16 protein-coding genes are annotated in these 18,581 nt (G+C 69.8%); 3 read left to right on the top strand and 13 right to left on the bottom strand.

The genetic code is table 11. The annotated features are described in order from the left end of the window. Positions 1 to 19 precede the first annotated feature (19 nt). From ACOPJ3_RS02350 to ACOPJ3_RS02340, 3 genes are read right to left on the bottom strand one after another with little or no spacing between them, the layout of a single operon-like run. Entirely contained in the window at positions 20 to 799 is a 780-nt protein-coding gene (locus ACOPJ3_RS02350) for an amino acid ABC transporter ATP-binding protein (protein WP_427870226.1), read from the bottom strand. After that, a complete protein-coding gene (locus ACOPJ3_RS02345; protein ID WP_427870225.1) occupies positions 796 to 1,836 on the bottom strand; it encodes an amino acid ABC transporter permease in 1,041 nt (346 codons plus the stop codon). Before ACOPJ3_RS02345 ends, ACOPJ3_RS02350 begins: the two co-directional genes overlap by 4 nt. Positions 1,837 to 1,874: 38 nt before the next feature. After that, entirely contained in the window at positions 1,875 to 2,759 is an 885-nt protein-coding gene (locus ACOPJ3_RS02340; protein WP_427870224.1) for an ABC transporter substrate-binding protein, read from the bottom strand. A gap of 277 nt (positions 2,760 to 3,036) precedes the next feature. Between ACOPJ3_RS02340 and ACOPJ3_RS02335 the strand changes: the two genes are divergently transcribed. Further along, positions 3,037 to 4,056, top strand: a complete 1,020-nt coding sequence (locus tag ACOPJ3_RS02335) for a methyltransferase family protein (protein WP_427870223.1) — start codon at positions 3,037 to 3,039, stop codon at positions 4,054 to 4,056. 204 nt (positions 4,057 to 4,260) lie between these two features. Here the strand turns inward: ACOPJ3_RS02335 and ACOPJ3_RS02330 are convergent, their stop codons facing one another. The 3 genes from ACOPJ3_RS02330 to ACOPJ3_RS02320 all read right to left on the bottom strand — a co-directional run bounded on the left by ACOPJ3_RS02330 (position 4,261) and on the right by ACOPJ3_RS02320 (position 8,318). Continuing rightward, positions 4,261 to 6,315: a BCCT family transporter gene (locus tag ACOPJ3_RS02330; protein WP_427870222.1), complete on the bottom strand. Its 2,055-nt coding sequence runs from the start codon at positions 6,313 to 6,315 to the stop codon at positions 4,261 to 4,263. Positions 6,316 to 6,418: 103 nt separating this feature from the next. Further along, positions 6,419 to 7,138 (bottom strand): hydrogen peroxide-dependent heme synthase, encoded by a 720-nt coding sequence (gene hemQ / locus ACOPJ3_RS02325; protein ID WP_427870221.1) that lies wholly within the window; start codon positions 7,136 to 7,138, stop codon positions 6,419 to 6,421. A 79-nt stretch (positions 7,139 to 7,217) separates the two neighbouring features. Further along, positions 7,218 to 8,318 carry a ferrochelatase gene (locus ACOPJ3_RS02320; RefSeq protein WP_427870220.1) on the bottom strand — a complete coding sequence of 367 codons (1,101 nt, stop codon included), beginning with the start codon at positions 8,316 to 8,318 and terminating at the stop codon, positions 7,218 to 7,220. A 297-nt stretch (positions 8,319 to 8,615) separates the two neighbouring features. Between ACOPJ3_RS02320 and ACOPJ3_RS02315 the strand changes: the two genes are divergently transcribed. Beyond that, the gene (locus tag ACOPJ3_RS02315) at positions 8,616 to 9,398 is read left to right on the top strand and encodes a FadR/GntR family transcriptional regulator (protein WP_427870219.1); all 783 of its coding nucleotides are present in this window, start codon (positions 8,616 to 8,618) and stop codon (positions 9,396 to 9,398) included. Positions 9,399 to 9,703: 305 nt separating this feature from the next. Here the strand turns inward: ACOPJ3_RS02315 and ACOPJ3_RS02310 are convergent, their stop codons facing one another. The 7 genes from ACOPJ3_RS02310 to ACOPJ3_RS02280 all read right to left on the bottom strand — a co-directional run bounded on the left by ACOPJ3_RS02310 (position 9,704) and on the right by ACOPJ3_RS02280 (position 17,914). Beyond that, positions 9,704 to 10,480, bottom strand: coding sequence for a response regulator (locus ACOPJ3_RS02310; protein ID WP_427870218.1), 777 nt, complete (start codon positions 10,478 to 10,480; stop codon positions 9,704 to 9,706). Further along, positions 10,477 to 13,026: an ATP-binding protein gene (locus ACOPJ3_RS02305; RefSeq protein ID WP_427870217.1), complete on the bottom strand. Its 2,550-nt coding sequence runs from the start codon at positions 13,024 to 13,026 to the stop codon at positions 10,477 to 10,479. The genes ACOPJ3_RS02310 and ACOPJ3_RS02305 overlap by 4 nt, the downstream gene beginning before the upstream one ends. A 2-nt stretch (positions 13,027 to 13,028) precedes the next feature. After that, the gene (kdpC, locus tag ACOPJ3_RS02300) at positions 13,029 to 13,646 is read right to left on the bottom strand and encodes a potassium-transporting ATPase subunit KdpC (RefSeq protein WP_427870216.1); all 618 of its coding nucleotides are present in this window, start codon (positions 13,644 to 13,646) and stop codon (positions 13,029 to 13,031) included. A gap of 92 nt (positions 13,647 to 13,738) precedes the next feature. Next, on the bottom strand, positions 13,739 to 15,898 hold the full coding sequence (gene kdpB / locus ACOPJ3_RS02295) for a potassium-transporting ATPase subunit KdpB (protein WP_427870215.1): 2,160 nt from the start codon (positions 15,896 to 15,898) through the stop codon (positions 13,739 to 13,741). Positions 15,899 to 15,900: 2 nt separating this feature from the next. Beyond that, positions 15,901 to 17,574, bottom strand: coding sequence for a potassium-transporting ATPase subunit KdpA (gene kdpA / locus ACOPJ3_RS02290; RefSeq protein WP_427870214.1), 1,674 nt, complete (start codon positions 17,572 to 17,574; stop codon positions 15,901 to 15,903). Further along, positions 17,574 to 17,663, bottom strand: coding sequence for a potassium-transporting ATPase subunit F (locus tag ACOPJ3_RS02285; RefSeq protein WP_427870213.1), 90 nt, complete (start codon positions 17,661 to 17,663; stop codon positions 17,574 to 17,576). Before ACOPJ3_RS02285 ends, kdpA begins: the two co-directional genes overlap by 1 nt. Further along, complete coding sequence (locus ACOPJ3_RS02280) at positions 17,660 to 17,914, bottom strand: hypothetical protein (RefSeq protein WP_427870212.1); 255 nt, start codon at positions 17,912 to 17,914, stop codon at positions 17,660 to 17,662. Before ACOPJ3_RS02280 ends, ACOPJ3_RS02285 begins: the two co-directional genes overlap by 4 nt. Positions 17,915 to 18,007: 93 nt before the next feature. On the opposite strand from ACOPJ3_RS02280, the gene ACOPJ3_RS02275 reads away from it, so the two are divergent. Beyond that, on the top strand, positions 18,008 to 18,439 hold the full coding sequence (locus ACOPJ3_RS02275) for a DUF2871 domain-containing protein (protein WP_427870211.1): 432 nt from the start codon (positions 18,008 to 18,010) through the stop codon (positions 18,437 to 18,439). Positions 18,440 to 18,581 lie beyond the last annotated feature (142 nt).

Below are 18,581 nucleotides of genomic sequence, written 5' to 3'. Positions count from 1 at the left end.
CCTTTCGCCGTGCCGCCGCCTACAGCACCTTGGAGAGGAACGCCTTCGTGCGCTCGCGCTGCGGGTTCGTGAGCACCTCGGTCGGGTCGCCCGACTCGACGACGACGCCGCCGTCCATGAAGACGAGCTCGTCGGCCACCTCGCGGGCGAAGCCCATCTCGTGCGTCACGACGATCATCGTCATGCCGCTCTCGGCGAGGCCCTTCATGACGTCGAGCACCTCACCGACGAGCTCGGGATCGAGCGCCGAGGTGGGCTCGTCGAACAGCATGAGCTTCGGCTCCATCGCGAGCGCCCGGGCGATCGCGACGCGCTGTTGCTGCCCGCCCGACAGGTGCGCCGGGTAGTAGTCGTGGCGATCCGCGAGCCCCACGCGGGCGAGGAGATCCAGCGCCCGCGACTTGAGCTGCGCCTTGTTGCCCTTCTTCAGCAGACCGGGCGCGAGCATCACATTCTCGAGCGCGGTCATGTGCGGGAACAGGTTAAAGCGCTGGAACACCATGCCGATGTCGCGGCGCTGGCGCGCGGCCTCGCGCGGGTGCATCTCGTAGAGCTTGTCGCCCTGCTGCCGGTACCCGACGATCTCGCCGTCGACGAACAGGCGGCCGGCGTTGACCGTCTCGAGGTGGTTGATGCACCTCAGGAAGGTCGACTTGCCGGACCCCGATGGGCCGACGAGGCAGAGCACCTCGCCGCGCTGCACCTCGAGCGAGATGGACTTGAGCACGAGATTCGAGCCGTAGGACTTCGAGACGCCCTCGGCCCTCACCATGGGAACGTCGGTCTTGTGCGCGTTCATGCGCCGCCTCCCCCCGGTCGCTGGCCGGGCGGGACGATGCCCTTCCGGCCGTCCGGCTCCTCGTAAGTCGGGTAGTCGCCGAGCCCCTCGGGCTCGCCCTGGACGCTGATCGCACCCGTGGCGATCGAGGGCTTCATGACGTCCGGCCGCTGGCCGACGCCCTTCGCGAAGTGCTTCTCCAGGTAGTACTGGCCGACCATCAGGATCGAGGTGATCAGGAGATACCAGATCGAGGCGACGAGCAGCATCGGCACGGGCTTGTAGGTGACGGCCGCGATGTCGCGCTGCTTCGTGAAGAGCTCGAGCGTGAACGGCACCGCGGTCACGAGCGAGGTGGTCTTCAGCATCGAGATCACCTCGTTGCCGGTCGGCGGGATGATGACGCGCATCGCCTGCGGCAGCACGACGCGGGTCATCGTGTGCCACCAGCCGAGGCCGAGCGCGACCGCCGCCTCGTCCTGACCCTTGTCGACCGAGAGCAGGCCGGCGCGCACGATCTCCGCCATGTAGGCGGCCTCGTTGAGCGCGAGGCCGATGATCGCGAGCGTGAACGCGGTCATCAGGGCCTTCGTGTCGAACTCGAGGAGCGGCGGGACGCCGGGGAGGCCGATCCCGAGCTTCGGGTAGATCACCGCGAAGAGGCCCCAGAACGTCAGCTGCACGTACACGGGGGTACCGCGGAAGATCCACAGGTAGACCCAGGCGACGGCCTTCACGACGGGGTTCGGGGAGAGCCGCATCACCGCGAGGGTGACGCCGAGCACGATCGCGATCACCATCGAGTAGACGGTGAGCTGGAGCGTGTAGCCGGCGGCGGCGACGATCCGCGTGTCGAGCAGGTATTTGCCGACCTCGGGCCAGTCGTACGCCTCGCGGTTCGCCGCGTCCCAGAGGAACAGCGCGGCAAAGATTGCGAGGACCACCGCGAACGCGATCCGGCCCGGGTGCTTCAGCTTAATGGCCTGGATCGGCTCGGATTCGTAGAACGGTTGGGACTTCGGGGTCGCCCCCGAAGTCCCATTCGCATGTTCAGTCATGTCAGATGGGATTCTGCAGTGCTGCGAGCGACCGCGGCCTATGCGCCTGCGTTGATGGTCGCTTTGTCGATCGCGCCGTCCTCAACGCCCGCCTTGGTCAGGATCTCGAGGTACGTGCCGTCGTCCATGAGCGACTGCAGGGCCGCCTGGATCGCCTTCGTGAGCTCGGAATCCTTGGGGAGCGCGTAGCCGTAGGGAGCGACGTCGAAGCTCTCGCCAGCGGCCTCGATCTTGTCCTTCTGCGCGGCGATCGCCGAGAGGGTGACCGGCGAGTCGGCGCTGAACGCCTGGGCCTGGCCGAGCACGACCGCGTTGGTCGCCTCCGCCTGGCCCTCGAACGGCATGATCTCAATGGCTTTCTTGCCCGCGGCCACGCAGGCCTCGGACTTCGCGGGCAGCTCGTCCGTGTGCTGGAAGGTGCCGGCCTGGACCGCGACCTTCAGGCCGCACGCGTCGTTCGGATCGACGGTCTCGCCGATCGGGGCCGCCCACAGCACGCCGGCCTCGTAGAAGTTCACGAAGTCGACCGTCTTCTGGCGCTCGGGGTTGTCAGTGAAGGACGACGATCCCATGTCCATCTTGCCGCCCTGGATGCTCGGGATGATCGTGTCGAACCCGGCCTCCTCCCACTTCGGCTTCACGCCGAGCTTCGCCACGACCGCGTTCGCGAGGTCGACGCCCCAGCCGACGATCTCGCCGTTCGAGTCCTTGTATTCGTTGGGCGGGTACGAGGCGTCGGTGCCGATGATGATCTCGCCCGACTTCTTGATGTCCTCGGGCAGCAGCGCGGCGGCGGCCTCGTCGACCTTGATGCCGGAGGTGTCAGTGGTCTCCCGCTCGGGCCCCTCAGTGTTGGTGACGCAGCCGGTCAGCGTGAGCGCTGCCGCCGCCGCCAGAACAGGAATCGTGTAACGAAGCTTCATTGATCTCTCCCTCGAGACGCGGGTGATTTCTTCCATGCGAAATCTCGCTCCGAGTGTATGCCACCCGCGACCTGGTTCAACTTACAGGGTATCTACCAGGGTCCATACTAGGGCTGGAGCTGGAGGGGCGCTTCCGCGTGTTCCCGCGGAACCGGCCCCGGACCAGGGCGCACGCCCCGTCATCACGTTTCGATCACGCCGGGGAAAGCGGGCAGTTCGCCCCACTCGCTAGGCTGATCGGGAGGCGCGCCACCCTGGCCCGCGAAGGGGGTGCGCCGTGACCGGATCCACCCTCGGCCGTACCTACTTCGCGCTGCAGGCGACGGCCGGCGCCCTCTGGTGGATCGGCGTGTTCACCTGGGACCCGGTGCGAGCGCTCACCCTCGGCGGGCTCCCGCCCGTGTGGGTCGCGGCGCTCGACATCCCGCTCTTCGTTCTGGCCTCGGCGCTCGCGGCGCTCGGCCTGCGCGCCGCAGCGTGGGTCGCGGCCTGCTGGACCGCGCTCGTCGCGGTCGGCATGGTCGGCTACGCGACCGCCACGGGGCTCGCCGGCTGGGGCGCGCTCCTCATGGTCGCGGCGGCCGCGTGCGGCGCCGCGGCGCTCTGCCTCGTCACGATCGGCCGGCTTCCGACCGAACTCCTGCTCATCGGCCCCTTCCGCTTCCGCGAGGCGGACGCCCGCGGTGGGCGCGCCGCCCACGTCGGCGGAACCGCACTGCAGCTTCTCCTCTTCTGGGGCCTCTTCCTCGCGGTCATTCCGCTCGCGATCGCCTGGTTCGAGGCGCGCTGGGGGGTCGGGATCCGGGACCTTGGTGGGGCGCTTGGCGGGGCGCTTGGCGGGGCGCTCGGCAGCGCGCTTGGCACCTTGCTCGCGTGGGCGCGCTGGCTCGGGATCGCGCTGTTCGCTGCGGCGAGCGCGCTCGGACTGTGGTCGGCGCTCGCGATGTCCGTCCGGGGTGAGGGCACGCCGCTCCCCTCCTCGACGGCGCAGAAGCTCGTGCTGACCGGCCCGTATCGCTTCGTGCGCAATCCGATGGCGGTCGCGGGGATCGCGCAGGGGGTCGCGGTCGGGCTCATGCTCGGCTCGTGGCTCGTCGTCGCGTATGCGCTGTGCGGCTCGCTCGTCTGGAACTGGGGCGTGCGCCCACACGAGGAGGCGGACCTCGAGGCGCGCTTCGGCGCCCCCTTCGCGGACTACGCCGCCCGCGTCCCCTGCTGGCTCCCCGCCCCCGGACGGGCCAGGCGGTTGTTAGCGATTTTGGGGCTTCCGCGCGCCGCGAAGCCCCAAAATCGCTAACAACCGCCTCCGGCGGAGTGGGAGGTTATCCACAGGGGCGACGAGACGCAAACTACAGCGGTGTAGTTTCGAAGACGTGTTCGAGCCTTGCAACGACGCGAACTTGCCGGGATTTACCGCCCACCCGCAGCACTTTCCACAGGCGGCCCACAAGGTTTCACACAGAGTTATCCACAGGGGTGGAGAGCCTGGGGAAACGCGGGGTCAGGAACGCTCGTTCGGGCCCGGATCCGGATCCGGGCCCGGATCCTCATCGGGCTCCCCGGCCGCGCGGTGCGCTCGGCCCCGGCCACGCCCACGACCCCGGCCCCGGCCGCGCGCCTCGCGCGCCTCACGCGCCTCCTCGCCAACCGTCATCGACGCCTCGCCGGAGGCTGCACGCGACGGCAGGTCCTTGCCGGGCGGCTGGATGCGCCCGGGCTCGAGCACGCGGCGCACGTCCTCGGAGCTCACCTTCTCCATGGGCCCCGTCGTCGCCTCGACGTACCAGTCCGTGAGCGCCGGGTCCGAGCTGTTGAAGCCCGCGCCCGCGCCCTCGTCCGAGGGCACCTCGCTCGCCTCGAACACGAAGTCGTCGCCGTACTCGTCGATCCCGCGCCTCACGCCCTGCGCGATCGCGGCCCGCGCGTATCGGCGCCTGATCAGGTACGGATCCGTGCGGAGATCCCTCGCCCACGCGAACATGATCCCGATCACGATGAACGCGAACGGCAGCGCCGAGACGACCATGAGGGCCTGCAGCCCCGAGAGCGCTGACTTGCCGCCCGCGAGCAGCAGGGCGATCGCGATGAGCCCCAGGAGGAGCCCCCAGAGGATCGTGACCCACTTCGCTGGCTCGGGGCGTCCGCCCTGCGACATGGAGGCCATCACGATCGAGGCGGAGTCCGCCGCCGTGACGAAGAAGATAACGACCGCGACCATCGCGATGACCGAGGTGATGAAGCCGAGCGGCAGCCTCTGGAGCAGCTGGAAGAGCACCTCCTCGCTCGTGCCCCCGCTCTGCAGGTCTGCGCCCTGCTGCGTCATGAAAATGGCCGTTCCGCCATAGACGACGAACCACGCGATCACGATCGCGGACGGCACCAGCACGACCGTGGTCACGAACTCACGCAGCGTGCGCCCGCGCGAGATCTTCGCGATGAACATGCCGACGAACGGCGTCCACGACACCCACCACGCCCAGTAGTACGTGGTCCACGAGCCCAGGAACTCGACGGCGTCCGGGCCGTCGTTCGCGTTGAGCGTGAGCATCGCGCCGAGCTGGTGCACGAACTCGACGAGCGACGCCGGCATGTAGTTGAGGATGAACACGGTCGGCCCAGCAACGAACACGAACAGGGCGAGCGCCCCGGTCAGGATCATGTTCGTGTTCGAGAGGAGCCGGATCCCGCGCTTCACGCCCGACACGGCAGACGCGATGAACAGCGAGGTGAGCACGGCGATCGAACCGATCAGGAAGACGTTGCCGAGCGGCCCGATCCCGGTCACGAGCATGAAGCCGCTCTGGATCTGGAGCGCCCCGATCCCGAGCGAGACGGCGGTGCCGAAGAGGGTGACGATGATCGCGAAGAAGTCGATGAAGCGCCCGAGCACCCGGTGCGTCGCCCCGGGAAATACCGGCTCGAAGAGCGCCGAGATGAGCGGTGCACGGCCGCGCCGGTAGGCGTTGTAGGCGATCGCGCCGCCGACGAGTGCGTAGAAGGCCCACGCGATCGGACCCCAGTGCAGGATCGTCTGCGCCATCGCGGGCAGGATCGCCGCGGTGGTGCCCGGCTCGACGCTCTGGCTCGGCGACGGATCAAGGAAGTAGGTGAGGGGCTCGAGCGGCCCGTAGAAGAGCAGCCCGATCCCGAGCCCCGCAGCGAAGAGCATCGAGATCCACGACGCGGTCGAGAACTCGGGCTCCTCGTCGTCGGCACCAAGCCGGATGCCCCCGGTGCGGCCGTAGCCCACCGTGAGCATGAAGATCGCGATGGCGATGGCGAGCGCACCGAAGAGCCAGCCGAAGTTCTCGGTGACCCAGGCGAGGGAGTTCGTTCCCGTGTCTGACAACGACTGCGGCGAGACGAATGCCCAGATCACCACGCCGAGCGTCGCGAGCACCGCACCCGCGAGCACGACCTTGTTGGTCGGGAAGCGGACCCCGGTGTCTTCGACCCCGATCCCGGGGATGAGACCGGGGTGCGGGGGCGAGGCCGGCGCATCGGCCACCTTCTGGATTGCGCGCTTCAAGCGACCCGGCGGCTCGTTCTTCGGCATGGTCGACCCCTCCCCTGCGGGCAGTGGGCGCCCGACTCGAGTGTTTTCTATATAGAAGCTAACAACTCACTGTGGATTATCACATTCCATGCGGGGCGACGGGTCACGTGAGGGCGCGCGCGAGCAATTCCTCGGCGGGCCGCAGCGGGCCCGTGAAGAACGGTGTCTCCTCGATGACGTGGCGCCGCGCGCCCGTCGCACGCAGCTCGCGCATGAGATCCACGATCCGGATCAGCTCGTCGGCCTCGAACCCGAGCAGCCACTCGTAGTCCCCCAGGGCAAACGAGGCGACCGTGTTCGCGAGCACGTCCCGATAGTCTCGCGCGGCGGCCCCGTGCTCCCGGAGCAGCTCGCGCCGCTCCTCCTCGGGCAGGAGGTACCACTCGCGCCCGCGCACGAACGGATACACGCAGAGGTAGCCGCGCGGAGCCTCCCCCGCGAGGAATGCGGGGACGTGCGCGCGGTTGAACTCCGCCGCGCGGTGCACGCCGATCGTCGACCAGACCGGCGCAAAGCGGCCGCCGGAGCCCTCGAGCACGGCGCGGTAGCCGGCTTGCAGGGCCTCGGGCGTCGGCGCGTGCAGCCACACGAGCACGTCGGCGTCGGCGCGGAATCCCGAGACGTCGTACCAGCCGCGCACCGTGAGGTGCTGATCCGCCGCGAGCGCTTCGAGCCGGTCGAGCACGGCGCCCGCCGCGCCTACGCCCGGAGACGCGACGGACCGCTCCTCGCGGAACACCGCGTACATCGTGTAGTTCACCGACTCGTTGATCGACTCCGCGACGCCGGAATGGTCGACGACGGGATGGACTGCTTCAGCCATGATTCCTCCTCTTTCGAATTCCTCGGTGTGGTTGGCGCCGGATCCGGATCCGGACCAGGATCAGGATCCGGATCCGGGCTCAGTCCTCCTCGCCGGCGAGCACCGGGATCCCCGTGACCTCGCCGTGGCGCATGCGGCAGCTGCCGGGAGGCGCGACGTCGGGCAGCGCGCCGAGCGCGCCAGCGGTGCGGGCGCTCGGGGTCTCGCCGCGCTCCCGCGCCGCGCGCTCGAGCACCAGGTCGACGAGCCCGGCGATGAACGCGGGGCGCACGCTCGCCGTGCCGGCGCGCACGGCCTGGATCCCGTGCTCGGACGCGGTTTCGAGCGCCTCGATGTCGAGATCGAACGCGACCTCCATGTGGTCGGAGATGAAGCCGATCGGGGCGATCACGATCTTCGTGACGCCGCGGGCCGCGAGCTCCGCGATGTGGTCATTCACGTCGGGCTCGAGCCACGGGACGCGGGGGTCGCCCGAGCGCGAGCAGTAGGCGAGCGAGGACTCGACCTCGGCTCCATGGCGCGCTGCGAGTGCGGCGTCGATGACAGCCCGCACGTCCTCGTGCTGCTCGCGGTAGCCGGGGCCGGTAACCGCGGAGGCGTCCTGCATGGTGTCCGGGATCGAGTGCGTCACGTAGACGATGTGGGCGCCGTCGAACCCGCCGTCGAGCTCGTCTGCCGCCTCGACGATGGCCTCGAGGTTCGCCTCGACGAAGCCGGGGTCGTTGAAGAAGGGGCGCAACATGTCGATCTGAGGAGCGTGGTCGGCGCCGAGTTCTGCGCGCGCGGCCGCGAGGTGCTCGCGGTACTGGCGGCTGCCGGAGTACGAAGCATAGGCGCTCGTCACGAGCGTCAGCACGCGCTGAGCGCCAAACGCGGCAGCGTCGCGCAGCGTATCGACCGTGTACGGGTGCCAGTTGCGATTACTCCAGACGACCGGCAGCTCGATCCCGCGCCGAGCGAGTTCCGCACGGATCGCCCCCACGAGCGCGAGATTCTGCTCGTTGATCGGACTGCGCCCATCGAAGCGGTGATAGTGCTCGCCGACCTCGGCGAGGCGATCCTCGGGGATATTCTTGCCGCGCGTGACGTTGCGCAGGAAGGGGATGACGTCGTCGAGGCCGTTCGGGCCTCCGAAAGAGCAGATGAGCAGGGCATCGTAGGGAAGTACAGCGGAGGTCATACGGCGTACGCTATCCCAGCGTTCCTGTACATCTGATGTGATAGATCTGATGTAGTGGACCTGATCTGCGGCTTTCGCTAAACTCGCCGGATTTGCTCCGGTCGCCATCGATCGTCCGCGCGGAGCTGGGTCCGCGCGCTTCTCGCCCGACTTCCCGCGAGGCGCTTCGCTAAAATCTCGCCCTGATCAGGCACCTGATGATCGCCTGAGGTTCTCGGGCCGACGCCCGTGCGTGATGCGCGAAACGCTATCATCGAGGGGCTGGACCGGATCCGGTCGGCGGTTCCGGAGGTTCCCATGCTTACGACACAGAGCGGCTCGCAGAAGGCGCGCGACACGCTCGCCTATCTCCGTTCCCGGATCTCCAGCGGAGAATGGCCGGTCGGTTCCCCGATCCCGAAGGAACCAGAGCTCATGGAGCTCATCGGCGTCGGCAAGTCGACCGTGCGGGAGGCCGTGCGCTCGCTCGCGACGCTCGGCATGCTGAAGACTGTGCCAGGCGTCGGCACCTTCGTGCAGTCGCGCACGCCGGTGAGTTCGATCCTGACCGCCTTCCTTGCCGACCAGGATCTCGAGGAAGTCCTGGTCTACCGCCGATCGCTCGAGATCGAGGCCGCTCAGACCGCGGCGGTCAAGCGGAGCGATGAGCAGCTCGCGGCGCTCCGCGCGAGCTACGAAGCGAGCATTGACGGATCCGGCACGGGCGACGCGTGCCCCGAGCGCTGCGACGACACGACCCGGCCGGGCTCCTTCCACCGCCTCATCGTCGAGGCCAGCGGAAGCCGGCTGCTGCTCGACCTCTACACGGGCGTCATGGCCGTGCTGCGAGACGCGAGCCTCGCGGGAAAGGTCTTCCTCGGGACATCGCGCGAAACCATGAACCACGACCACGCGGCACTGCTCGCCGCGATCGCCGGGCGCGACGTCCGCGATGCAGCCCACACCATGGCACTGCACGCGGACCGCGACCTCGGCCTGCACGCCGACATGCTCGACCTCTCCCCCCACACCGAGCGAGCAGAAACCCTGATCGAGGCCGGGTACGACCCCAGCGCGGGCGAGTCGCCCCCCGACGCGTAACCCTGGCCGGCTGGCCGGCCGGCTGCGCCGCGGCCGCTGCCGCTGCCGCGGCCGCCGGTCCGGCCGGGTGGCGGGCCGGGGTGCCGAAGCGGCGGCGTGGGGCGGCGGCGCTTGGTGCGGCGGCGCGGGTGAGCGGCCTGACGGGCCGGTGGCCGCTTGAGTTGACCCAAAGTGACGGCTTGGAGCGCTCCAGGGGTCAGTTTGGGTCAACTGAGGGCCTGGATCCGGTGCCGCGAGGCGCGGCACCGGGCTGAGTTGACCCAAAGTGGCGGGTTAGAGCGCTCCAGGGCGCAGTTTGGGTCAACTCAGGAGAGGGGCGGCGCGGGCGGGACGGGCAGCGCGGGCGGCGCGGGCGGGGCAGGCGGGGCGGGCGGCGGCGGGTCGAGCGCCAGGCGGTAGCCCATGCCGGCCTCCGTCAGGAGGTGGCGCGGGGCCGCCGGGTCGACCTCAAGCTTCTTTCGCAGCTGCGACATGTAGAGGCGGAGGTAGCCGGTGTCGGTGACGTGGTCCGTGCCCCAGATCGAGGTGAGCAGGGTGTGCCTGGTCACGAGCCGCCCCGGGTTGCGCACGAGCAGCTCGAGCACCTGCCACTCCGTCGGCGTCAACCGCACCGCATGCGGCTCGCCGGGCGCAGAGGCGCCGCCCCGCGCCCGCGTCACGCTGCGCGCCGCGAGGTCGACCGTCACCTCGCCGAAGCGCACCACGGGAGACTCCTCGGCGCGCTGGTTTCCGCGCCTGGTCAGGGCCCGGATCCGCGCCAGGAGTTCCTCGATCGAGAACGGCTTCGTGACGTAGTCGTCTGCCCCGGCGTCGAGCGCCTCCACCTTGTCGGAGGCCCCCGTACGCCCCGAGACGACGAGGATCGGCGCCTCGGTCCAGCCGCGCAGGCCCTCGATCACCGTGACGCCGTCCATCTTCGGCATGCCAAGGTCGAGCAGGAAGAGCTCGGGGTGGTGGTCGGCCGCGACCGAGACCGCCTCGGCCCCGTCGCGCGCCGTGAGCACCTCGTAGCCCTTCGCGGTCAGCGTGATGCTCAGCGCCCGCAGGATCTGCGGGTCGTCATCGGCGATCAGGATCCTCATATCTGCTCCTCATCAGGGGTAAAAGCGGACACGGCGGGCGCCGGATCAGGCGCCGGATCAGGCGCCGGATCAGCCTCAGGCAGCGACACCACCATCGTGAGCCCGCCGCCCGGGGTGTCCTCGGGCGAGAGCGTGCCGCCCATGCCCTCGACGAACCCCTTGGAGAGCGCGAGTCCGAGCCCGAGCCCGGTCGTGTTGTCGGTGTCGCCGCGCCGCTGGAACGGCACGAACACGTCGTCGCGCCGCTCGGCGGGGATCCCGGGCCCGTGGTCGATCACGCGGAGCTCGACGCGGCCGCCGAACGCGCTCGTGCTCACGAGCACGCGCGAGCCCTCGGGCGCGTGGCGCATTGCGTTGATCAGCAGGTTCACGAGCACCCGCTGCAGCAGCACCGGATCGGCGAGGGCCTCGGGGGTGTCGGGGTCGACGGCTATCTCGACGCTGTCGGGGCCGCTGCCGAGCTCGTCGAGCGCCGTCGCGACGACGCCCGCCGGGTCGACGGGCACGGGCGTCACGGCAAGCACGCCCGCCTGCAGCCGGCTCACGTCGAGCAGGTCGGTCACGAGCTTCGCGAGCGCCGTGAGGCTCTCATCTGCGGTTTCGAGCAGCTCCTCGCGGTCGTGCGGCGAGAGCGCGTCGCCCGTCATGCGCAGCCCGCCGACGGCGGCCGTCGCGCTCGCGAGCGGGCGGCGCAGGTCGTGGCTGAGCGCCGAGAGCAGGGCGCTGCGCACCTTGTCGGTCGCGGCGAGCGGGCCGACCTCGCTCGCGACCTCCTCGAGGCCGCGGTGCGCGAGAGCCGCGTTGAGCTGGGCGACGATGGCCGCGAGCAGCCGCCGGTCCCCGGCTCCGGGCGCGACCCCGCGCAGCTCGAGCGTCGCCTCCCCCTCGAGCGGCACGACCTCGCCCGGCAGGGAGCCGGGCACGGGATCCCCGCACTCGGCGACGATCCGGTCGCCGTCGCGCAGCCGCACGAGCTCCAGGCCGAAGGCCTCCCGCGTGCGCTCGATGAGGGCCGGGATCGCGTCCTGCCCCCGGAGCACGCTGCCGGCGACGGTCTGCAGCAGCTCGGACTCGGCGGCGGCCCGCCGCGCGGCGCGCGTCTGCCGCGCGGCGCGGTCCACGATGAAGCTCACGAGCAGGGCGTTCAGCACGTACAGCGCGAGCGCGAGCAGGTGGCTCGGCTCGCTGATCGTGATCGTGTGGATGGGGTTGATGAAGTAGTAGTCGAGCGTGATGCCCGAGAGCACGGCGGCGAAGAGCGCAGGCCAGATCCCGCCCACGATCGCGACGAGCACGACGAGCAGCTGGTAGCTCAGCACATTCGTGGTGATCGCGTCGGGCGCGTCGAACATCCGGAGCACCCAGGTGAGGAGCGGCCCGCCGGCGAGCGCGACCAGGAAGCCGAGCAGCTGCCGCTTCCGTGTGAGCGCGCCGCCGAGGCGCGGCAGCGCGAGCCCGCCGCCTGCCGCGGCGTGGTTCACGATGTGCACGTCGATGTCGCCGGCCTCGCGGATCACGGTCGCGCCGATCCCGGGCCCCCCGAGGAGCGCGCCGAGGCGGCCGCGCCGGCTCACGCCGAGCACGAGCTGCGTCGCGTTCACGGAGCGCGCGAAGGCGACGAGCGCCGACGGGATGTCCTCCCCCGTGATCTGGTGGAAGCTGCCGCCGAGCTTCTCCACGAGCCTGCGCTGCTGCGTGAGCGCCGCCGGATTCTGGGCGCGCAGGCCGTCCGGGCTGATGATGTGCACGGCGATGAGCTCGCCGCCCGAGGTGCGCGAGGCGATCCGGGCACCGCGGCGCAGCATCGTCTCGCCCTCCGCGCCGCCCGCGAGCGTCACGACGACCCGCTCGCGTGCCTCCCACGTACCCTCGATGCCGTGCTCGGAGCGGTAGCGCAGGAGCGCCTGGTCGACCTCGTCCGCGAGCCAGATGAGCGCGAGTTCGCGGAGCGCCGTGAGGTTGCCGAGGCGGAAGTAGTTCGAGAGCGCGGCGTCGATCCGCTCGGCCGGGTAGACGAGGCCACCCGAGAGCCGGTCGCGGAGGGTCTGCGGCGCGAGGTCGACGACCTCGATCTGGTCGGCGCCGCGGAGGAACTGATCCGGCACGGTTTCGCGCTGCGGGATCCCGGTGATCCGCTCGACCACGTCGTTCAGCGACTCGATGTGCTGGATGTTGACGGTCGTGATCACGTCGATCCCGGCCGCGAGCAGCTCCTCGACGTCCTCCCAGCGCTTCTCGTTCGCGGCGCCGGGGACGTCGGTGTGGGCCAGCTCGTCGACGAGGGCGACATCCGGATCCCGAGCGAGGACCCCGCCGAGATCCATCTCGGCGAGGCCCACGCCCCTGTGGGAGAGGGTGAGGAGCGGCACGCTCTCGATCCCCTCGGTCATCGCCGCCGTGGCGGCCCGCCCGTGAGTCTCCACGACGGCGATGACGACATCGCGACCCTCGCTGAGCAGGCGTTTGCCTTCCTCGAGCATCGCGTAGGTCTTGCCGACACCGGGGGCGGCCCCGAGTAGGACCCGCAGCCGTCCCCGCTTCGACATGATCACTCCTTCAGCTCGTCCAGTGCCAGGTTAAGCCTAAGGACGTTGACGACGGGCTCACCGAGGTAGGTGAGATCCCGCGGGCTCGTGGCGTCCGCGACGAGCCGGCGCACGGTCGCGGGCACGAGGCCCCGCTCCTCGGCGACGCGGGCCACCTGGAGCTCCGCGTAGGCGGGGCTGATGTGCGGGTCGAGTCCGGATCCGGATGCCGTGACGGCCTCCGCCGGAATGGCCGACTCCGGCACCCCGTTGAACGCCGCGATCTGGGCCTTCCGCTCGGCGATCACGTCGATCAGCTCGGGGTTCTCCGGCCCGAGGTTCGAGCCGGAGGAGGCGCCACCGTCGTAGCCGTCGTCGCCGGCGGCCGACGGTCGAGACTGGAAGTACTGCGGCAGCGGATTGCCGTCCGCGTCCGTGAAGTTCTGGCCGATGAGCGCGGAGCCGACAGGCTCGCCGCCCGCGTCGGTGACCATCGAGCCGTTGGCCTGCCACGGCAGGGCGAGCTGCGCGAAGCCGGTCATCGCGAACGGGTACGCGAGCCCCAGCACGAGGGTGATGAGGGCCATGGAGCGCACGGCGACGAGGATCGTGCGCGCCGCCGAGCGGGTGGTGGTTGCCATGTGGGTTCTCCTTCGGAGATTGGGTCTGTGGTGTCGGGGCGGAATCCGGATCCGGCGGTTGGGGGGGGTCGGATCCGGATCCGGATCCCGCGCTAGAAACCGGGAATGAGGCGGACCAGGAGGTCGATGAGCCAGATCCCGATGAAGGGGGTGATGAGGCCGCCGAGGCCGTAGACCGCGAGGTTTCGGCCGAGCACCTTCGAGGCGTTGCCCGGGCGGTACTTCACGCCGCGCAGCGCGAGCGGGATCAGGAACACGATCACGATCGCGTTGAAGATGATCGCCGAGAGCACCGCCGAGGCCGGCGTGTGCAGGCCCATGACGTTGAGCGCGCCGAGCTGGGGAAACACCCCCATGAACATCGCGGGGATGATCGCGAAGTACTTCGCGACGTCGTTCGCAATCGAGAACGTGGTGAGCGCGCCGCGCGTGATGAGCAGCTGCTTGCCGATGCGCACGATCTCGATGAGCTTCGACGGGTCGGAGTCGAGGTCGACCATGTTGCCGGCCTCCTTCGCGGCCGAGGTGCCCGTGTTCATCGCGACGCCGACGTCCGCCTGCGCGAGCGCCGGGGCGTCGTTCGTGCCGTCGCCCGTCATCGCGACGAGGTTGCCGCCCTCCTGCTCCTTGCGGATGTAGGCGAGCTTGTCCTCCGGGGTGGCCTCGGCGAGGAAGTCGTCGACGCCGGCCTCGCGGGCGATCGCGGCCGCCGTGAGCGGGTTGTCACCCGTGATCATGACGGTCCGGATCCCCATCGAGCGCATCTCGGCGAACTTGGCGGGGAGCCCGGCCTTGACGACGTCCTTCAGGTGGACGACGCCGAGCACGCGGCCCTCTGCCCCCGGCTTCTTCATCGCGACGACGAGCGGCGTGCCGCCCGCCTGCGAGATGTCCTCGATCTCGGAGCGGAGCTCGGTCGCGCGGGCGGCCGACAGCTGCTCGCCGTCGCTCTCGACCCACTCGACGACGGCGGATCCCGCGCCCTTCCTGATCTGGGTGCCGTCCGGTAGGTTGAGGCCCGACATCCGGGTCTGCGCCGTGAACGGGACGATCTCGCTCGCCTCCGGCATCCGGACGCTGACGCCCAAATCGGCGGCGAGGTCGACGATCGAGGTGCCCTCGGGGGTCGGGTCGGCGAGCGAGGAGAGCGCCGCGGCGCTGATCAGCTCGGGCTTCTCGACCCAGGCGAGCGGCACGAAGTCGCTCGCGCGGCGGTTGCCGTAGGTGATCGTGCCCGTCTTGTCGAGGAGCAGGGTCGTCACGTCGCCCGCCGCCTCGACCGCGCGGCCCGACATCGCGAGCACGTTGCGCTGCACGAGGCGGTCCATGCCGGCGATGCCGATGGCCGAGAGCAGCGCCCCGATCGTGGTCGGGATCAGGCACACGAGGAGGGCCACGAGCACCGTGACGCTGACGGGGGCCGCCGCGAAGCCCGCGATCGGGTTCAGCGTCAGCGCGACCGTGACGAACACGATCGAGAGGCTCGCGAGCAGGATGTTGAGCGCGATCTCGTTGGGGGTGCGCTGGCGCGCGGCCCCCTCGACGAGCGCGATCATGCGGTCGACGAAGGTCTCGCCGGGCCGGGAGGTGATGCGCACGACGATCCGGTCGGACAGCACGCGGGTGCCGCCCGTGACCGCCGAGCGGTCGCCGCCGGATTCGCGCACGACCGGGGCGGACTCGCCCGTGATCGCCGACTCGTCGACGGAGGCGATGCCCCACACGACGTCGCCGTCGCCGGGGATGAGCTCCCCCGCGGTCACGACCACGATGTCGCCCAGGCCGAGCGCGGCCGACGCGATCTTCGTGGTGCTTGCACGCTCGGCCGCCGGATCCCCGGCCTCATCGTAGGAGTCGACGCGCTCGGCGAGGGTGCTCGTGCGGGTGCGCCGCAGCGTCTCAGCCTGCGCCTTGCCGCGGCCCTCGGCGATCGACTCGGCGAGGTTCGCGAAGAGCACCGTGAGCCACAGCCATACGGCGATCGCGCCGCTGAAGGAGCCGGGAACGGGCGATCCGCCCGACGCCTCGGCCCCGCCGAGGAACGGCTCGGCGATCGCGACGGCCGTGATGAGCACGGCGCCGACCCACACGATGAACATGACGGGGTTGTGCCACTGCTCCCTAGGGTGCAGCTTGCGGAACGCCCCGGGGAACGCCTCCCCGATCTGGCTCCAGGAGAGCCCGCGGCGCTTCGGCGGCCGCGGCGCGTGCTGCTGAGGCTCCGTCGTTTCGACGAATTCGGTGGTGGTCATGGTTACATCAGCCCTTCCGCCAGGGGACCCAGCGCGAGAACGGGGAAGAAGACGAGCGCTGTCACGAGGACCGTGACCGACGCGAGGAGCCCTACGAACAGCGGCCGGTGCGTGGGCAGCGTGCCCGACGTCGTCGGCACGCGATCCTGCTTCGCGAGCGAACCCGCGAGCGCGAGGACGAGCACCATCTGCCCGAAGCGCGCGATCAGGATCGCGAGCCCGAGCGTCGTCGCAAGCCACGGCGTGTCCGCCGTGATGCCCGCGAAGGCTGAGCCGTTGTTGTTCGAGGCGGAGGTGAAGGCGTAGAGGACCTCGGACATGCCGTGCATGCCCGGGTTCAGGATCGAGACCTCCGCGACCTCCTCGCGGACGCCGGGGATCGCGAAGCTGAGCGACGTGCCCGCGAGCACGAGCACCGGCATGATCAGGATGTAGAGCGCCGCGAGCTTGATCTCGCGCGCCCCGATCTTCTTGCCCAGGTACTCGGGGGTGCGGCCGATGAGGAGGCCGGCGATGAACACGGTGATGATCGCGAGCACGAGGATCCCGTACAGGCCGGAGCCGACACCACCTGGCGTCACCTCGCCGAGCATCATGTTGAGGAGCGGGAACATGCCGCCGAGCGCCGTGTACGAGTCGTGCATGGCCGAGACCGCGCCCGTCGAGGTGCCCGTGCTCGTCGTCGTGAAGAGCGTCGAGCCGATGATCCCGAGCCGCGCCTCCTTGCCCTCCATTGCGCCGCCGGCGAGCTGGGGGGCGGTGCCGAGGCCCGCGCCCTCGAGCGCGGTGAGCGCCGTGAAGGAGATCGTGTAGAGGAGCGCCATGACCGCGACGATCGCGAGGCCCTGCCGGTTGTCGCCGACCATCTTGCCGAAGGTGCGCGGCAGCGCGAACGGGATCACCAGCATGAGCAGGATCTCGAAGATGTTGGTCCAGGCCGTCGGGTTCTCGAAGGGGTGGGCCGAGTTCGCGTTGTAGAAGCCGCCGCCGTTCGTGCCGAGGAGCTTGATGACCTCCTGGGAGGCGAGCGGGCCGCCCGGGATCGTCTGCGTCTGGCCGGCGATCGTCGTGACCTCCGTGAAGCCGTTGAAGTTCTGCACGGCGCCGGCGATCATGAGCACGATCGCGCCGATGACCGCGATCGGGACAAGGATCCGGACCGTGCCGCGCGTGAGATCCACCCAGAAGTTGCCGATCGTGCCGGTCTTGCGCAGCGCGAAGCCGCGCACGAGCGCGATCGCGACGGCCATGCCGACGGCAGCCGAGGTGAAGTTCTGCACGGCGAGGCCGGCGAACTGCGCCGTGTAGCCGAGCGTGACCTCGGGCGAGTACGACTGCCAGTTCGTGTTGCCGACGAACGATGCGGCCGTGTTGAACGACAGCCACGGGGTCGGCGCCTCGAGGCCGAGCGAATACGGCAGCCACTGCTGCAAGCGCTGCAGGCCGTAGACGATGAGGAGGCCGACCGCCGAGAACGCGAGCACCCCGCGCAGGTAGGCGCGCCAGGTCTGCTCAGACTTCGGGTCGACGCCCATCACCCGGTAGGCGACCCGCTCGACCGCCCAGTCCTTCGTCGACTGGTACGCCCAGGCCATGTAGTCGCCGAACGGGCGGTAGAGGACGCCGAGGACGAGGGCGACCGTTGCAAACGCGAGCACCGCGTATCCCCACTCCATCAGAACTTCTCCGGCTTCGCGAGGGCGGACACGAGGTACACGAGGGCGGCGAGGCCGCCCACGACAGCGATGATTTCGAAGACGATCACAGTCGATCCACCGCCCGTCCCAGCAGGCCGAAGGCCGCGAACAACGCGATCACTCCGATCACGAACACGAGATCAAACACCATGGACTCCATTCGGAGGACACCGGTCGCGGAAGGCCCGCCGGCCGGGCGCCCCGGGTGGGCGCGGAATTGATTCAATACCCGCCGCGAGGCCGCGATGCCCGTCCTCACGGAATCCATACGGCCGCCGCCGCGATCCTCACGGATCCCTCGCGCGAAGGCCTGATCCAAGGTTCAATCGAAAGGTTGATGACCCCGCAGGGCTTCCTTGGGACGATGGTTCTGGATCAGTCTCGAACCAGCTCATCGAACAGAAAGGCCATCATGACCCGCCTCGCCTCCGTCGCCTTCACCTACATGCTCGTGGGGGTGGGATCCGGAGTCTTCTATCGCGAGTTCACGAAGCTGAACGGCTTCCCCGAGGGGGAGTACACCCAGCTCGGCGTGCTCCACACCCACCTGCTCACGCTCGGCTTCATCGGCTTCCTCATCGTGCTCTTGCTCGAGAAGTCGTTCGGCCTGTCGCACAGCCGCCACTTCACCTGGTTCTTCTGGCTCTACAACGCCGGAATCGTGATCACGGCCGGGATGATGGTGTGGCACGGCAGCCTCACGGTGCTCGGCCAGGAGTCGAACGCGATGATCTCCGGCATCGCCGGCATCGGCCACATCCTCCTCACGGCAGGCATGGTCTTCCTCTTCCTCGCGCTGCTGAAGGCGATTAAGCGCCAGCCGCAGGAGGCCGTCGCCGCGTAAGCGCGGCGCAGCCGCGTCGGGGGGACGCGGCTGGTGCGCGCCGGGGTGCGCGCACCACGGGATCCGGATCGGAGCAGGGGTTTGTGCCCCTGCCCCGATCCGGATTAGCGTTGCCTGAGCGCTCCGGCAGCCGCCGGAGCCA

The sequence above is a fragment of the Leucobacter luti genome (assembly GCF_050310065.1).
GTDB lineage: Bacteria > Actinomycetota > Actinomycetes > Actinomycetales > Microbacteriaceae > Leucobacter > Leucobacter luti_B.
The sequence above is the reverse complement of the archived record's forward strand: the minus strand, read 5'-3'. Positions and strand labels throughout refer to the sequence as shown.

What these genes read in the sequence shown, in the direction of transcription:
- ACOPJ3_RS02350 (WP_427870226.1), bottom strand. Translation starts at nt 799, where the DNA reads ATGAACGCGCACAAGACCGACGTTCCCATGGTGAGGGCCGAGGGCGTC.
- ACOPJ3_RS02345 (WP_427870225.1), bottom strand. Translation starts at nt 1,836, where the DNA reads ATGACTGAACATGCGAATGGGACTTCGGGGGCGACCCCGAAGTCCCAA.
- ACOPJ3_RS02340 (WP_427870224.1), bottom strand. Translation starts at nt 2,759, where the DNA reads ATGAAGCTTCGTTACACGATTCCTGTTCTGGCGGCGGCGGCAGCGCTC.
- ACOPJ3_RS02330 (WP_427870222.1), bottom strand. Translation starts at nt 6,315, where the DNA reads ATGCCGAAGAACGAGCCGCCGGGTCGCTTGAAGCGCGCAATCCAGAAG.
- hemQ (WP_427870221.1), bottom strand. Translation starts at nt 7,138, where the DNA reads ATGGCTGAAGCAGTCCATCCCGTCGTCGACCATTCCGGCGTCGCGGAG.
- ACOPJ3_RS02320 (WP_427870220.1), bottom strand. Translation starts at nt 8,318, where the DNA reads ATGACCTCCGCTGTACTTCCCTACGATGCCCTGCTCATCTGCTCTTTC.
- ACOPJ3_RS02315 (WP_427870219.1), top strand. Translation starts at nt 8,616, where the DNA reads ATGCTTACGACACAGAGCGGCTCGCAGAAGGCGCGCGACACGCTCGCC.
- ACOPJ3_RS02310 (WP_427870218.1), bottom strand. Translation starts at nt 10,480, where the DNA reads ATGAGGATCCTGATCGCCGATGACGACCCGCAGATCCTGCGGGCGCTG.
- ACOPJ3_RS02305 (WP_427870217.1), bottom strand. Translation starts at nt 13,026, where the DNA reads ATGTCGAAGCGGGGACGGCTGCGGGTCCTACTCGGGGCCGCCCCCGGT.
- kdpC (WP_427870216.1), bottom strand. Translation starts at nt 13,646, where the DNA reads ATGGCAACCACCACCCGCTCGGCGGCGCGCACGATCCTCGTCGCCGTG.
- kdpB (WP_427870215.1), bottom strand. Translation starts at nt 15,898, where the DNA reads ATGACCACCACCGAATTCGTCGAAACGACGGAGCCTCAGCAGCACGCG.
- kdpA (WP_427870214.1), bottom strand. Translation starts at nt 17,574, where the DNA reads ATGGAGTGGGGATACGCGGTGCTCGCGTTTGCAACGGTCGCCCTCGTC.
- ACOPJ3_RS02275 (WP_427870211.1), top strand. Translation starts at nt 18,008, where the DNA reads ATGACCCGCCTCGCCTCCGTCGCCTTCACCTACATGCTCGTGGGGGTG.